This is a genomic window from Arthrobacter sp. SD1074B (genome assembly GCF_056780195.1).
Map to the genome: position 1 here is coordinate 1,562,835 of NZ_JBRAZT010000001.1, position 14,339 is coordinate 1,577,173.

The window sequence follows — 14,339 nt, forward strand, 5'->3', positions numbered from 1 at the left end:
GCGGCTGCGGTGAGCCTGGCACGGCGCCTCATCGCCGCAGGTTTCAATGACCTCGAGAAGGGCGAGCGGTTCCTCGCTGCCCCGGAACTCGCGGGCCTGGATGAGGACGCCCTGTTCGCCGGGCTGCAGCTGGCCGCCAACCCGGACACGGCGCTGCAGTCGCTGGTCCGGCTGATTGAGAAGCACCCGGACCTCCGGACGCTGGCCAAGGCCGAGCCGGACCGCAGCGAACCGTTGTACCGGGTACTGGGCGCGTCCGAGGCGCTGGGTGAGTTCCTCATCCGGCACCCCGAACACCTGGATGCCTTGCACGCGACCGCCAGTCCGGAGCCGCAGGCTGCCGACGCCGGTGAGCTGCGCACCCGGCTGCTGCAGTCCGTCCGCGCCGATCCCAAAGCTGCCCGGCCGGTCGCGGCCCTCACCGGGCAGGAGGGCTACGCCGCCCTCCGCACCGCCTACCGGCGCGGCCTGGTGGAGCTCGCCGTCAAGGACCTCTGCGCCGCCGACCCGCTGGACTTCATGCCCGCCGTCGGAGCCGAACTGGCGGACTTGGCCGGCGCCGCGATCGAAGCCGCCCTGGCCGTGTCCCGAGCCGAAGCGGCGGAGCAGTTCAGCGCCGCGGACGTCGCCGACGTCGGACTGGCCGTGATCGGGATGGGCAAGTGCGGCGCCCGCGAGCTCAACTACATCTCGGACGTCGATGTCATTTATGTGATCGATCCCGGCGCGCTGGAGGACTCCCGGGCGAACACTATTGGGACGGCCCTGGCCTCGGGGATTTCGCGCGCCATCATGTCCACTTGCCGTGAGCCGGGACTGTGGGAGGTCGACGCCAACCTCCGCCCCGAGGGGAAATCCGGGCCGCTGGTGCGCACCCTGGCCTCGCACGAGAGCTACTACGCGCGCTGGGCCGAGAGCTGGGAATTCCAGGCGCTGCTGAAGGCCCGCACCATTGCCGGCGACGCCGCGCTCGGCGCCCTGTACGAGGCCGCCGTTGCGCCGCTGATCTGGTCCTCGGCAGGGCGGGAAGGGTTTGTCGAGTCGGTGCGGTCGATGCGCCGCCGGGTTACCGAACACATCCCGGCGGAGGAGGAGCAGCGGCAGATCAAACTGGGCCGCGGCGGCCTGCGCGACGTCGAGTTCACCGTCCAGCTGCTCCAGCTGGTGCACGGCAAGTCCGATGAAACGCTCCGATGCCGGGACACCACCTCGGCGATCGCGGCGCTTTCCGCCGGCGGCTACATCGGACGCGCCGACGCCAAGGAATTCGACCGTGACTACCGGTACCTGCGGCTGCTTGAGCACCGGATCCAGCTCTTCCAGCTGCGCCGCACCCACCTCATGCCGGTTAAGGAAGCCTCGCTGCGTTCCCTGGCCAAGGCCGTGCTGGGACCGTTCTCGGACGAGCGCCCGCACCCCGACGCGCTGCTGGCGGCATGGCGCAAGACCAAGCGCTCGGTGCGGGAACTCCACGAACGCATCTTTTACCGGCCGCTGCTGAACACCGCAGCCGCGCTGAGCAGCGAGGAGGCGAAGCTCACCCCGGAGGCCGCGCAGGGACGGCTCGCCGCCCTCGGCTACCTCGATCCGCCCGGCGCCATGCGGCACATCGAGGCGCTCACCGGCGGGGTCAGCCGCCGCGCCGCGCTGCAGCGCCAGCTGCTGCCCATCCTGCTCGGCTGGCTCGCCGACGGGGTGGACCCCGACGGCGGGCTGCTCGCGTTCCGCCGGGTCAGCGAGGCGCTGGGCACCACGCACTGGTACCTGGGCCTGCTGCGGGATTCGACGGCGGCAGCCGAACGGCTCTGCCACGTGCTCTCCAATTCCCGGCTCATCTCAGACCTGCTGGAGGTCTCGCCGGAATCGGTGGCCTGGCTCGGCTCGGACAAGGACCTGGTCCCGCTCAGCTACGAGGCGCAGTGGCTGGAGATCACCTCCAAGATGTCCCGGCACTCGGACCCGGAAAGCGCCATGCGCCTGATCCGGCTGATCCGGCGGCGCGAAATCCTGCGGATCGCCATCGCGGACAGCGCCGGACTGCTGGACCAGGACCAGGTGGGTGCCGCCCTGGCCGACACGGACCGCGCCGCCATGCTCGGCGCACTCCGGGTGGCCGAGACGGTGGTCACGGCCCGGGAGCCGCTCAAGACCAAGGTCCTGGTGGTGGCGATGGGGCGGCAGGGCGGCCGGGAGATCGGCTACGGCTCCGATGCCGACGTCATGTACGTGCACCGCGGCCTGCCCGGCGTGCCGGAAGACGAGGCGCAGCAGCAGGCCGCCCGGATCGTCGGCAAACTCTCCAGCCTGCTGACCCAGCCGCTGAAACCCGCGATCCTCGCCGAACGGGTGCTGGCGGTGGATGCCGACCTGCGACCGGAGGGCAAGAACGGACCGATGGTGCGGTCGCTGGAGTCCTACGCCGAGTACTACCGGCGCTGGTCCCTGATTTGGGAGGCCCAGGCGCTGCTGCGGGCCCGCCCGATGGCCGGCGACGACGAACTCGCCGCCGACTTCCTGGCGCTGATCGATCCCATCCGCTACCCGGACACCGTGGCGGACCAGGACGTCCGCGAGGTCCGGCGCATCAAGGCCCGGATGGAAGCCGAGCGGCTGCCCCGCGGCGCGGACCCGGCGCGGCACCTCAAACTGGGCCGCGGGGGCCTGAGTGACGTCGAATGGCTCGCCCAGCTGCTGCAGCTGCGGCACGCCGGCCGGCATCCGGAACTGCGGACCACCTCCACCGTCCAGGCCCTCGAGGCGGCGGCCGGCCTGGAACTGCTGGAGGCCGGGGAAGTGGTACTGCTGCTCCGGGCCTGGCGGCTCGCGAGCCGGATCCGTTCGGCCAACGTGATCTGGACCGGGCGCGCCTCGGACCTGCTGCCGTCCTCACGCCGCGACCTGGAAGCCGTGGCCCGCTGGTGCGGCTACGGCCACGGGAACGCCGCCGAGCTTGAGGAGGACTACCTGCGGCTCAGCCGGCGGGCACGCGCCGTCTTCGAGCGTGTCTTTTACGGCCAATAGCCGGACTCTGCGGCCGCTCTGGGTACCAACGCGGAAATGCGGGTAGCCTCGAGGGGTACTTTGCCGGTCCTCGAGGCCGGCTACCGCACTCACCTAGGGGTTGTTTACCTTGCCCAGACTCCAGCAGACCGGGGCCGCCCGGCCGCGGACGGCCACGGTCATCGGAGCGTTGCTTGCCTTCGCCGCGATGTTCCTCGGTGCCTCAGGCGCTGCCGCGGCCCCCGCGGACGCGCCGCCCGCCCCAGGCGCCAAGGTCCAGTCCGCCGGGGCAGCGCAGCCAGCCGCCGCGCCGTCGAGCCTGTCCGGAAAAACCTTCGTCATCGGCACGGACACCACGTTCGCCCCGTTCGAATTCCGTGACGCCGGCGGCGAGCTGACCGGCATCGACATGGACCTTATCCGCGAGATCGCCAAGAACCAGGGCTTCTCCGTCGAGATCAAGTCGCTCGGCTTCAACGCCGCCCTGCAGGCGCTGTCCTCCAACCAGGTGGACGGCGTGATCGCCGGTATGTCCATCACGGAACCGCGCAAGAAGATCTACGACTTCTCCGACCCCTACTTCGAGTCGGGCGTCCAGATGGCCGTCGCCAAGTCCAACACGGAGATCAAGGGTTACGAGGACCTGCGGGGCAAGACGGTCACCGCCAAGACCGGCAGCGAGGGCGAAGCGTTCGCCAAGTCGATCGCCGGCAAGTACGGCTTCACGGTCAAGTCCCTGGACCAGTCCGCCACCATGTACGAGCTCGTCAAGTCCGGGAACGCCGTCGCCGTCTTTGACGACTACCCGGTGCTGGCATACGGCATCAGCCAAAACAACGGCCTCAAGGCCGTGTCCGAGAAGGAAAAAGGCGGCTCCTACGGCTTCGCCGTGAACAAGGGCAAGAACCCGGAACTGCTCAAGGCGTTCAACACCGGACTGGCCGAACTGAAGTCCAACGGCAAATACCAGGAAATCCTGGACAAATACCTCAAGGACCCCACGCAGGCTGCCACGTCCAGCTTCTGGGACCTTCTGGCCACCAGCTTCCCCGCCCTGATGAAGGGCCTCGGGAACACCGTGCTGGTCACCGCGATCTCCTTCGCCCTCGCCATGCTGATCGGCCTTTTCATGGGGTTCCTGAAGATCTCCACGAGCGCGCTGCTGCGCGGGATCGCCACCACCTTCGTCAGCATCTTCCGCGGAACCCCGCTGCTGGTCTGGGCCTTCTTCTTCTACTTCGGCATCCCGCAGCTGACCGGGCAGCCGATCGACATCTGGGTGGCCGGCGTGCTGACCCTCAGCCTCAACGCCGGCGCGTACATCACTGAAATCGTCCGGGGCTCCATCCAGTCCGTGGACCCTGGCCAGCTCGAAGCCAGCCGCAGCCTGGGACTGGGCTACTCCAAGTCCATGCAGAAAGTCGTGGTCCCGCAGGCTTTCAAGATCATGACGCCGTCGCTGATAAACCAGCTGATCATCATGCTCAAGGACAGCTCGCTGCTGCTCGCCATCGGCTTCGCCGAACTGCTCTACCAGGGCCAGCAGATTTACGCCGGGAACTTCCGGATCACTGAAACCCTGCTGATCGTCGCGGTCCTGTACTTCGTGGTGATCATGCTGCTGACCAAGCTGGCCAACGTTGCGGATAAGAGGTTCAACAAATGAGCACGGCAGTCACTGCACCCAGCAAGATTTCCGTCCGGGAACTGAAGAAGTCCTTTGGCTCCAACGAGGTCCTCAAGGGCATCAACGCCGAGGTCGCCGAAGGCGAGGTGGTGTGCGTCATCGGGCCCTCGGGTTCCGGCAAATCCACCTTCCTGCGCTGCCTGAACAAGCTCGAGGAGATCACCGCCGGCCACGTAACGGTGGACGGCTTCGACGTGACGGACCCCAAGGTGGACATCAACGAGGTCCGCCGGCACATCGGCATGGTCTTCCAGCACTTCAACCTGTTCCCGCACATGTCGGTGATCGAGAACATCATGCTGGCGCCGGTGGAGTCCAAGAAGCAGGGCAAGGACGAAGCACGTGCCAGCGCCCTGAAACTGCTGGACCGCGTCGGACTTGCCGAGAAGGCCGATGCCCGGCCCGCCTCGCTCTCCGGCGGCCAGAAGCAGCGCGTCGCCATTGCCCGGGCGTTGGCTATGAACCCGGACATCATGCTCTTCGACGAGGCCACGTCCGCGCTGGACCCGGAAATGGTGGGCGAGGTGCTGCAGGTGATCAAGGACCTCGCCCGCGATGGCATGACGATGGTGCTGGTGACCCACGAGATGGGCTTCGCCCGTGAAGTGGCCGACCGGGTGCTGTTCATGGCAGACGGCGTGATTTGCGAGCAGGGCGCCCCGGAGGAGCTGTTCGGCAACCCGCAGCAGCCGCGGACCCGGGAGTTCCTCTCCAAGGTGCTCTAGGCGTCTGCCCCCGGGCTGTCCCGACGCCGGGGCAGCCCGGCTTTGGGTACGCTTCTGACATGTCTGAACACGTGTGGCTGATCGCCTTGAAGAACCTCGACGACGACGCCCGGGCCATCAAGCTGGCGGAGGTCGCCGGCCTGGAGCTGGGCGAGGGGCAGCGGATGTTCGTCGGTGATCCGCTCCGGATGATGCTGACGGGCCTCGAAGAGGACTCCCGCTTCCCCTACGTGATGGATTCCAACGGCTCGGCTGTCGGCGTGGCCACGTTGCAAACCGGGGCTGCACGCGCCGCCGGCTGGGCCGACGACGAATCGGTCTGGCTGCTCCGCGGCTTCCTTGTCGACCGGCGGCAGCAGGGCAAGGGATTCGGTGCCGCCGCGGCGGCTGCGGCCGTGCGGGAGGCCGCCCGGCTGACGGCCGCGCTGGGCGGCGGGCAGCGCGGCGTCGTCCTGTCCGTCAATGAAGCCAATCCCGCCGGGCAGGCTGCCTACCTCAAGGCCGGCTTCGAGGACCGCGGGCAATACCTGGGCGGAGACGCCGGCCCGCAGCGGATCATGTACCGGGAGTTTTGACCGGCGCACGAACGAGTCCGCCGGACTGTCGTGGGCGGGAGGCGCCTGAAGGGCGCGCCGCTCACGCCTGGGCCGTGGCCCACTCCGGCTCGAAGTCCGGATGGTCTTCGTAGCCTGCGGCGAGGATGTTGAGCATGGCGCGGCGGGCCATGGCCAGCTCGCCCTGGGCGTCCGTACTGTCAAAGAGGCCCGCGGCGGCCCGCTTCCAGCGCGCAAGGATCTCCCGCTTTTGGGCACACTCTGCGCGCATGGGCGCGGCAAGCGGGGGAGACGCCGAGTGGTCCGGAAAAGGGGCGTGCCGGAGCTCTGCTTCTTCTTCGTCGATTCGAGCTTCCAGAAACTCCACAATATCCACACTTCGGATTGTGCCACGCCCCTATGCCGGATGGGAGATTTCGTCGTCCGGGGGCCCATTATCATCCGCCGAGGCGAGGGCTGCCCGGATGAGCCGGGAGTAGTGCCGGTCATGGGGAGCGAGGCGGTCCAGGTAGGAAGCCAGTTCCTCCACCCGCTCACTCCGGGCCTGCTGCTCCTCTACGAGGTTGAGGAGGTAGCGCCTGTCCCGGGCAGACTGGTCGGCCACGCCGCCGGCAAATTCGTTCTCGTCGGCCGCGAGCCTCTCCTCAATGGAGGCGAGAGCCGCGTCGTGGGAGTCCGCGCCGCTGGGTGCTGGTCCTGCTTCACTGCCCGGCGCGGCCCCGCCGGCCGACGTTTCCCCCAGGCCATCGAAGCGGTCCAGGCGGGAGTACCCGGGTGCCGGGTCGTCGGCCACAAGGTGTTGGCGTATAAAGCTTCGGAACCGGGACATCACCGCTCCTCGATGTAGCTCCTAGAACCAAGCGTAGTCTCGAACGCGGGAGACGGTCGGCTCATTAACTCCAATAGTGGCACGCAGCGGCGTGACCCGCGGAACGGACAGCGCGGCCAAGCGGATCCTGGCACAGCAATAGGCCGGCCCGAGGCTTGAAACCTCGGACCGGCCTTGTTGCCTGGTCAGACGCCGTAGTAGAGCTCGAACTAAACAGACATTATTGGGCGTGCGGTAGGCCCAAATCTCGTCAGCTTCCATTCAGTTATTCTCCATGACAGCCGAAATGCCAACCCTGTTGATCAGTGGCAAGAGCTTGGCCAGTAGTCCGCTTGTTCCCGGAACTTATGGTCGGCTTCTGGATCCTCGTCGGGGAAGCGGTCATGGCCCGACGGCACATCAGCGAGCCGGCCGCTTATCGTTCGATCTTCGCCGAGGTGTCCGAGTCCGGGGAAGGTGTTCACCTCTTCGTCGACCACCAGTTCAGTCACCAACCGGATGCACTCGGAAGCCCAGCCGGCCAGCACCCGGCCGTCGAAGCAATGGCCAAACTCGATGCAGCCGATGCCGTGATGCAGGACAAAGCCGAGACCTGCGCCGGCGGACGATGCCCTGGGCGCCTCGGACTGAGGTCAGTAGATGGTAACCACCGGTTCCTTGATATACACGCGCTGCTCGTACGTCGGCTGGAGCGTGCTGCTACCCGAGCCGCGGTAGAGCCCGCTGTGCCAGACGACCCACTGGGAGTCCCACGCTTCGGCGTCGTGACACCACGTCTGCTTGCCGATCTCAACGCCCGCAGGGTCGAGGCTGACGCACGCAAGGGACTGTACTGCGCCAGCACGGTACGTCACCATCGCGTACGTTGCGGAGCCGTCCACGTACGGCATGAGTGGAATGCTCCATGCGTTGACATTGGAGCCGTCGTCGCCCCACAGGCGCCAGTATCCGTTCTCCACGCGGAGCGCGACCTGGGCGTAGCGCCAACCACCATCCTTGTCGGGACCGTGCAGCTGGACCAGGGAGTGCCATGACCTCCCGTCGTTCTTCGCAGGGCCAAGGACCGGCTTGAGCCAGCCCTTCCACTGCGTCGTCTTCCCGGGCGCAGACAGCGTCGCAGCCGCTTGCGACGCTCCGACCTTGATCTCGCTGCGGCGCTTTAGGTCAGGCGTCGCGTCAGCGGGTGCGCCGGTGATCCACCAGTCGGTCGTCCCGTACTGCGCGGGCTTCATTCCGTTCCACTCCGAGGCGGTGTACCATGCCGGCTGACCTATATGGTTGGGTGCGGTCATGGGCCCGTAGGTCGTACGGCCAGCCGCTGATGCGGTGACCGTGGGGGCGAGCATGAGAGCTACCGTCAACATACCCACGATGCTGCGTCGAATGATGGTCACAGGCCAGCCTCCTAGTGCTGCCAGACTGAGACCGTTGTTAAGGTTATTTATTGTCTGTCCGCGCCGTGAGCGTCGTCAAGAGCTCCTGCTTGAGCACTTTCTGGCCCTGCCGGACCCTGGCGGTGACCTGCTCGGGGGTGGGTCTGTGCGCCATGATTCGTGAGTCTGCTCCTGTGTGCATTCTCGGACACGAAACTCACACAAACACGGGACTCCTACTTGGGGACCCGACCAGCCACGATGGCGACGGAACCAGATGCTTTGACGGTCGAAAGCACTGCCAGGCAAGCAGTGCATCCGTCACGGCAACTCCAGCGTACGGGCAAAGGGGCCCAGCGCTTCGCGGTGGGGAGTTCGGGGTGATATTTTTGCCCTATGCTCGGGGAGGGCTAGGGGCGGAGGGGCGGGAGTGGTGTTCCCCCACCCCTTTGGCATGGGGTCTGGGATAAGGAAAAGCCCTATTCCGGATTTCCACAGGATGCAGTGAGTCTCTCGTCCCCGCGGACCGCATTGCACCACATGTGGCCAGTGCGCAGGTTGCTGGGACGCAGAAAAGGCAGGTCCATGCATCGCGTTCGTAGATGGCCTGGCGGTCAGCATCGCGTACTCATCGCCCGTGTTGCCATCCGCATGCCAGTAGGAAGTTGGCTTGTGCCCACGTTTGGTAGCGTTCGGCCTGGCCTGCGACGCTCGACGTTTACGGGCACATGTAGCCAGACAAAGAAGAGTCCGCACGAGCTGCCATTGCCGAAGTGCTGGCTGCTCGTGCGGACTCTCTGCGGACTAAACCCCGTTTAGCCCAGTGATCTAGTTAGACGCCGTAGTAGAGCTCGAACTCGTACGGGTTCGGGCGCAGCGAGAGCGGACGGATCTCGTTCTCGTACTTGTACTCGATCCAGGTGTCGATCAGGTCCTGGGTGAAGACCCCGCCGGCCTGCAGGAACTCGTTGTCCTCGGCCAGGGCCTCCAAGGCTTCCTCGAGCGTGCCCGGGGCCTTGGGGATGTCCTTGGCTTCCTCGGCGGGGAGCTCGTAGAGGTCCTTGTCGATCGGAGCCGGGGGTTCGATACGGTTGCGGATGCCGTCGATGCCGGCCATCAGCTGGGCAGCGAATGCCAGGTACGGGTTGGAGGAGGGGTCCGGCGCGCGGAACTCAATACGCTTGGCCTTCGGGTTCGAGCCCGTGATCGGGATGCGGATACCGGCGGAGCGGTTGCCCTGCGAGTAGACCATGTTGACCGGAGCTTCGAAGCCCTTGACCAGGCGGCGGTAGGAGTTGACCGTCGGGTTAGTGAAGGCCAGGACGGCGGAGGAGTGCTTCAGCAGGCCGCCGATGTACCAGCGCGCGGTGTCGGACAGGCCGGCGTAGCCCTTCTCGTCGTAGAACAGCGGCTCGCCACCGGTCCACAGCGACTGGTGGCAGTGCATGCCCGAGCCGTTGTCACCGAAGACCGGCTTCGGCATGAAGGTGACCGACTTGCCCCATGCGTCCGCCGTGTTCTTGATGACGTACTTGAACTTCTGCAGGTCATCAGCCGCGTGGGTCAGCGTGGTGAACTTGTAGTTGATCTCCGCCTGGCCGGCCGAACCGACCTCGTGGTGGCTGCGCTCGACCTCAAGGCCGGCCTCGTCCAGCGCGATGCACATGGCGTCGCGCAGGTCGGCCTGCTTGTCGGTCGGGGAGACCGGGAAGTAACCGCCCTTGACCGGGGTCTTGTAGCCGAGGTTTCCGCCCTCTTCCTCGCGGCCGGTGTTCCAGTGGGCTTCCTCGGAGTCGATCTTGTAGAAGCTGCCCTGCGGGGAGGACTGGTACTGGACGTTGTCGAAGACGAAGAACTCGGCCTCCGGGGCGAAGAACGCGGTGTCGGCAATGCCGGTGGAGGCCAGGTAAGCCTCGGCCTTCTCGGCCACGCCGCGGGGATCGCGGTGGTACGGGTCACCCGTACGGGGGTTCACGATGGAGAAGTTCAGCGCGAGCGTCTTCTCGATGCGGAAGGTGTCGACGAACGCCGTCGTGACGTCCGGGATGAGCTGCATGTCCGACTCGGCGATGCCCTGGAAGCCGCGGATCGAGGATCCGTCGAAGAGCTGGCCGTTGACGAAGAAGTCCGCGTCAACGCTCTTGGCAGGGACGTTGAAGTGCTGCTGAACGCCCGGGAGGTCGGTGAAGCGGATATCAACGAATTTGATGTCTTCGTCTTTGATGAACTTGAGGACTTCGTCCGCAGTCTTGAACATCTATGCTCCTTACGCATATGAAAGATCTGGCCGTCAGGCCGTGTGGTCCAGCGCAGTCCAACGGCGGGGAAAACGCAGTGTCCACCCCGCCCACGATGCCGCTAGCAACTGTTACCACCCTAGGGACACGGGATTTCCCCACGGTGTCCGCTTTGTTTCGGGCAGGTTACAGAATGCGCTGACCTGTTAACGCTAGTCGCTGTCCACAGTGTGGCCTATCCGGGTCCGCTCTGTGACCGGGAAGCGTCCATATGGTGAACAGCTCATGGCCTGGCCCCGGAGCCGATAGGCTTGGTGGGTGGTTGATCGCAAAGATATTGGCTCCTGGCTCAGCGGACCGGACACGTCCGGCATCTCCAAGTACCCGGGGGAGCGGCTGGGCCTGCCCGAGTCCGGACCGGGCTCCATCGCCCGGGCAGGCCGCCGGATCCTGGCCATCTGCATCGACTGGGGGATTGCCCTGCTGATCAGCAACTTCGCCTTCGCCGGAAACCCCTGGGCGAACCTTGCGGTCTTCGCCGTCGAACAGGCCCTGCTGGTCGGAACACTGGGCTACAGCATCGGCCATCGCATCATGGGGATCCACGTCGTCCGGCTCGACGGCGGTCCGGCCGGCCCGCTACCGGCCCTGGTCCGCAGCGTGCTGCTTTGCCTGGTGGTCCCTGCGGTCATCTTCGATCCGGACCACCGCGGCCTGCATGACAAGGCCATGAATACAGTCCTCGTCCGGATGTAGACCCCGCGGCCCTGGTCGGCCCGTGGGGGCTAGACCCGGGCCCTCTCGCCGGACGCCTTCCCCACTGCCGGCTCCGCCGGCGCCGACGCGACCCCATCACCCCGGATGCTGAGGTACCCGCGGCGGCCGGCCCAGCGTTCGAACCAGATGGTGGCAAACGGCAGGACCGCTGCGAGCCCGGCGAAGAATGCCACCCGGAACGGCCAGCGTTGCAGCCGCCACAGCGAGAGGGCGGCCAGGCCGTAGCCGATGAAGAACGCCCCGTGCACCGGCCCGGCAATCTCCACGCCCAGCTCGGTGGTCCGTAGCACCCACTTGAGGAACATCCCCACCAGCAGGGCCGCCCAACTGCAGGCTTCGGCTACTGCCAGGATCCGGAAAATCCTGGTCACGGCGGTCTTCGAGGGAATTCTCATGGGGGTAGTCCTCCGGTGTAGGTCGTCGGGGCGGCTCGTGCGTCGGCGTCGCGGTGTTAGTCAGAGCGGTGGCGCCGGCGCGGCTTAAAGTGGAACGCCCCGGCTGCCGGCGGAGAGCCGGTAACCGGGGCGTCCCGGAAAACTTATCGCCAGGCTCGGGCGCCTAGCGGCCGCGGGCCGCCTTGCGGTCCGGGCGAGCCTTATACGGATCGATGCCCTTCGGGATCGGCAGGCGGTTGCCGAGCGAGGAAATGCGCTTCGAAACGGTGCTGACCTCAGTCTTGGTCAGTTCGTTCTTCATCTTGCCCATCTTCTTAGCGACCTGGCTGATCGGCACCTGGCCCTCGCCCCGTCCGCTCTCGATCACGTGGATGGTGACGTTGGGCAGGATACGGGCGAGGCGCTTGCGTTCGGCGTCGAGCAGCGGCTTGACCCGGTGGCTGGGGCCCTCGCTTACCAGCACGACGCCGGGGCGTCCGATGGCGCGGAAGACGGCGTCCTGCGTGCGCGGGTTCACGGCGACAGGCTGGTCCTCGGTGATCCAGCCGCGGCGCAGGGTGCCCAGCGCGGCGCCGGAGGCGCCCGGCTGGTTCTCGATCTGCGCGAACGCGGCACGCTCGGCGCGGCGGGACAGGATCAGTGTGGCGGCCAAGATGCCCAGCGGAATGCCGATGATCAGGCCGGTGATCCAGTTATCCAGCAGGAAACCGACCAGGAAGCTGACCGCGACGACGCCGAGGAAGGCCAACAGCATGAGCCACGGCACCATCGGATCGTGACGCCGGGTCATCTGGAAGACTTCCCTGATTTGCTTCAGCCGGCTTGGCTTCTTGGCCTTTGCTTCCTTGGGCTTGCGGGAGAAAAGGCCACGCTTCGGCTCACCGGCTGAAGAAGGGGACGTGCTGGAGTCAGGGAAATTCGCCATAGTGCCTTAATTCTACGTGATGCACGGCTCAGGGCCGGACACCGGATTGCTCCGGTGCCGGCCCTGGGCGGCAAGGGGGTGCGGGGTGATTCAGGAATGCGCTGCGAGCAGCGAGCTGGCTTCCTGCCGGGTACTGCCGGAGCTTTCGATGTGCGCGAGGGCTGCGGGGATTTGCCAGCCCTTCTTGCGCATCGCAGTGGCCCAGAGCCGGCCGGCGCGGTAGGACGAGCGCACCAGCGGTCCGGACATGACGCCGAGGAAACCGATTTCGTCAGCTTCGTGCTGCAGGTCCACGAATTCCTGGGGCTTGACCCAGCGGTCCACCGGGAGGTGGCGTTCGGACGGGCGCAGGTACTGGGTGATGGTGATCAGGTCACATCCGGCTTCGTGCAGGTCGCGCAGGGCCTCGGAGATCTCCTCACGCGTTTCGCCCATGCCCAGGATCAGGTTGGACTTGGTGACCATGCCAAGCTTGCGGCCCTGCGTGATGACGTCCAGCGAGCGCTCGTAGCGGAAGGCGGGCCGGATGCGCTTGAAGATCCGGGGCACCGTCTCGACGTTGTGCGCGAAGACTTCGGGCTTGGAGTCGCAGATCGCGGCGATGTGCTCGGGCTTGCCGGAGAAGTCCGGGATCAGGAGTTCGACGCCGGTACCCGGGTTCAGTTCGTGGATCTTGCGGACCGTTTCGGCGTAGAGCCAGACGCCCTCGTCGGCGAGGTCATCGCGGGCCACACCGGTGACGGTGGCGTAGCGAAGCTGCATGGCCTGGACCGAGCGGGCCACCTTGGTGGGCTCGAACATGTCCACGGGGGAGGGCTTGCCGGTGTCGATCTGGCAGAAGTCGCAGCGCCGGGTGCACTCGGAGCCGCCGATCAGGAACGTCGCTTCCTTGTCTTCCCAGCACTCGAAGATGTTGGGGCAGCCGGCCTCCTCACACACCGTGTGGAGGCCTTCCTTCTTGACCAGGTTCTTGAGCTGGACGAACTCCGGCCCCATCTGGACCTTGGCCTTGATCCATTCGGGCTTACGTTCCACCGGGGTGGCCGCATTTCGCTGCTCAATGCGCAGCATCTTCCGGCCTTCTGGTGCCAGTGTCACAGTAGGGCTCCTTCATGGGTTGCAACTAGGGCTTCTTCATTGTTGCGCAGTTCCTCGGTGATCCGCGACACGAGGTCCGCCGGGGTGACGTCGCGGCCGGTCTCCTGCGCGATCGTGGTGACGCCGGCGTCGGTGATGCCGCACGCAATGATCTGGCCGTACGGCGCCAGGTCGTTGTTGCAGTTGATGGCGAAGCCGTGCATGGTCACGCCTTCGTGTACCCGGATGCCGATCGCGGCAATCTTGCGCGCCGGGCCCTTGGCATCCTGGTCGATCCAGACGCCGGCCCGGCCCTTGATCCGGACGGCGTCGATGCCGTAGTCGGCCAGGACGGCGATGATGACGGCTTCGAGGCGCTCGACGTAGTCGCGGATGCCGGCCGGGTTCTTCAGTTTGATGATGGGATAGCCCACCAGCTGGCCGGGGCCGTGCCAGGTCAGCTTTCCGCCGCGGTCCACGGGTACCACGGGGGTCCCGTCGAAGGGGCGTTCGTGGTCCTCGGTGCGTTTACCTGCGGTGTAGACCGGGGAATGTTCGAGCAGCAGAACGGTACTGGGGGCGGTTCCGGCGACGACGTTCCCGTGGAGTTCGCGCTGGATGTCCCAGCCGCGGGCGTAGTCGACGAATTCGGGAGCCAGACCCAGCTGGGAGAACTCAAGAGTCATGGCATCCAGCTTAGTCCTCGGCCGTCGCGCTCACCGATTCTGTGGTGAACCTCTCATGCCTGTGGATAACTTCT

General features: G+C 66.3%; 14 protein-coding genes. 5 read left to right on the forward strand and 9 right to left on the reverse strand.

Annotated features, from left to right (window positions below):
* The first annotated feature begins 9 nt into the window (after positions 1-9).
* The 4 genes from ACUYM2_RS07230 to ACUYM2_RS07245 all read left to right on the forward strand — a co-directional run bounded on the left by ACUYM2_RS07230 (position 10) and on the right by ACUYM2_RS07245 (position 5,987).
* On the forward strand, positions 10-3,021 hold the full coding sequence (locus ACUYM2_RS07230) for a bifunctional [glutamine synthetase] adenylyltransferase/[glutamine synthetase]-adenylyl-L-tyrosine phosphorylase (RefSeq protein WP_481599456.1): 3,012 nt from the start codon (positions 10-12) through the stop codon (positions 3,019-3,021).
* Positions 3,022-3,208: 187 nt separating this feature from the next.
* Positions 3,209-4,666, forward strand: coding sequence for an amino acid ABC transporter substrate-binding protein/permease (locus ACUYM2_RS07235; protein ID WP_481601432.1), 1,458 nt, complete (start codon positions 3,209-3,211; stop codon positions 4,664-4,666).
* Positions 4,663-5,412 (forward strand): amino acid ABC transporter ATP-binding protein, encoded by a 750-nt coding sequence (locus tag ACUYM2_RS07240; RefSeq protein WP_481599457.1) that lies wholly within the window; start codon positions 4,663-4,665, stop codon positions 5,410-5,412. Before ACUYM2_RS07235 ends, ACUYM2_RS07240 begins: the two co-directional genes overlap by 4 nt.
* A gap of 59 nt (positions 5,413-5,471) precedes the next feature.
* Positions 5,472-5,987 carry a GNAT family N-acetyltransferase gene (locus tag ACUYM2_RS07245; RefSeq protein WP_481599458.1) on the forward strand — a complete coding sequence of 172 codons (516 nt, stop codon included), beginning with the start codon at positions 5,472-5,474 and terminating at the stop codon, positions 5,985-5,987.
* Positions 5,988-6,048: 61 nt separating this feature from the next.
* Here the strand turns inward: ACUYM2_RS07245 and ACUYM2_RS07250 are convergent, their stop codons facing one another.
* The 5 genes from ACUYM2_RS07250 to glnA all read right to left on the reverse strand — a co-directional run bounded on the left by ACUYM2_RS07250 (position 6,049) and on the right by glnA (position 10,425).
* The gene (locus tag ACUYM2_RS07250; protein ID WP_481599459.1) at positions 6,049-6,333 is read right to left on the reverse strand and encodes a DUF6221 family protein; all 285 of its coding nucleotides are present in this window, start codon (positions 6,331-6,333) and stop codon (positions 6,049-6,051) included.
* A gap of 30 nt (positions 6,334-6,363) precedes the next feature.
* On the reverse strand, positions 6,364-6,795 hold the full coding sequence (locus ACUYM2_RS07255) for a hypothetical protein (RefSeq protein WP_481599460.1): 432 nt from the start codon (positions 6,793-6,795) through the stop codon (positions 6,364-6,366).
* A 302-nt stretch (positions 6,796-7,097) separates the two neighbouring features.
* On the reverse strand, positions 7,098-7,286 hold the full coding sequence (locus ACUYM2_RS07260) for a hypothetical protein (RefSeq protein ID WP_481599461.1): 189 nt from the start codon (positions 7,284-7,286) through the stop codon (positions 7,098-7,100).
* 141 nt (positions 7,287-7,427) lie between these two features.
* Positions 7,428-8,189: a hypothetical protein gene (locus ACUYM2_RS07265; protein WP_481599462.1), complete on the reverse strand. Its 762-nt coding sequence runs from the start codon at positions 8,187-8,189 to the stop codon at positions 7,428-7,430.
* Between the two features lie 811 nt (positions 8,190-9,000).
* Complete coding sequence (gene glnA / locus ACUYM2_RS07270; protein ID WP_481599463.1) at positions 9,001-10,425, reverse strand: type I glutamate--ammonia ligase; 1,425 nt, start codon at positions 10,423-10,425, stop codon at positions 9,001-9,003.
* 298 nt (positions 10,426-10,723) lie between these two features.
* Here glnA and ACUYM2_RS07275 point away from each other — a divergent pair, with 298 nt between their 5' ends.
* Entirely contained in the window at positions 10,724-11,161 is a 438-nt protein-coding gene (locus tag ACUYM2_RS07275) for an RDD family protein (protein ID WP_481599464.1), read from the forward strand.
* Positions 11,162-11,190: 29 nt separating this feature from the next.
* Here ACUYM2_RS07275 and ACUYM2_RS07280 read toward each other — a convergent pair whose 3' ends face one another.
* The 4 genes from ACUYM2_RS07280 to lipB form a co-directional block, all read right to left on the reverse strand.
* Complete coding sequence (locus ACUYM2_RS07280) at positions 11,191-11,577, reverse strand: DUF3817 domain-containing protein (RefSeq protein WP_481599465.1); 387 nt, start codon at positions 11,575-11,577, stop codon at positions 11,191-11,193.
* Positions 11,578-11,740: 163 nt separating this feature from the next.
* Positions 11,741-12,502 carry a DUF4191 domain-containing protein gene (locus ACUYM2_RS07285; protein ID WP_481599466.1) on the reverse strand — a complete coding sequence of 254 codons (762 nt, stop codon included), beginning with the start codon at positions 12,500-12,502 and terminating at the stop codon, positions 11,741-11,743.
* A 90-nt stretch (positions 12,503-12,592) separates the two neighbouring features.
* On the reverse strand, positions 12,593-13,600 hold the full coding sequence (gene lipA / locus ACUYM2_RS07290) for a lipoyl synthase (RefSeq protein WP_481599467.1): 1,008 nt from the start codon (positions 13,598-13,600) through the stop codon (positions 12,593-12,595).
* Positions 13,597-14,265: a lipoyl(octanoyl) transferase LipB gene (gene lipB, locus ACUYM2_RS07295; RefSeq protein WP_481599468.1), complete on the reverse strand. Its 669-nt coding sequence runs from the start codon at positions 14,263-14,265 to the stop codon at positions 13,597-13,599. Before lipB ends, lipA begins: the two co-directional genes overlap by 4 nt.
* Between the last annotated feature and the right edge of the window lie 74 nt (positions 14,266-14,339).

Bases quoted from the DNA above. Each gene is read 5' to 3' on its own strand.
- ACUYM2_RS07235 (WP_481601432.1), top strand. From the start codon at position 3,209: ATGTTCCTCGGTGCCTCAGGCGCTGCCGCGGCCCCCGCGGACGCGCCG.
- ACUYM2_RS07240 (WP_481599457.1), top strand. From the start codon at position 4,663: ATGAGCACGGCAGTCACTGCACCCAGCAAGATTTCCGTCCGGGAACTG.
- ACUYM2_RS07245 (WP_481599458.1), top strand. From the start codon at position 5,472: ATGTCTGAACACGTGTGGCTGATCGCCTTGAAGAACCTCGACGACGAC.
- ACUYM2_RS07255 (WP_481599460.1), bottom strand. From the start codon at position 6,795: ATGTCCCGGTTCCGAAGCTTTATACGCCAACACCTTGTGGCCGACGAC.
- glnA (WP_481599463.1), bottom strand. From the start codon at position 10,425: ATGTTCAAGACTGCGGACGAAGTCCTCAAGTTCATCAAAGACGAAGAC.
- ACUYM2_RS07280 (WP_481599465.1), bottom strand. From the start codon at position 11,577: ATGAGAATTCCCTCGAAGACCGCCGTGACCAGGATTTTCCGGATCCTG.
- ACUYM2_RS07285 (WP_481599466.1), bottom strand. From the start codon at position 12,502: ATGGCGAATTTCCCTGACTCCAGCACGTCCCCTTCTTCAGCCGGTGAG.
- lipB (WP_481599468.1), bottom strand. From the start codon at position 14,265: ATGACTCTTGAGTTCTCCCAGCTGGGTCTGGCTCCCGAATTCGTCGAC.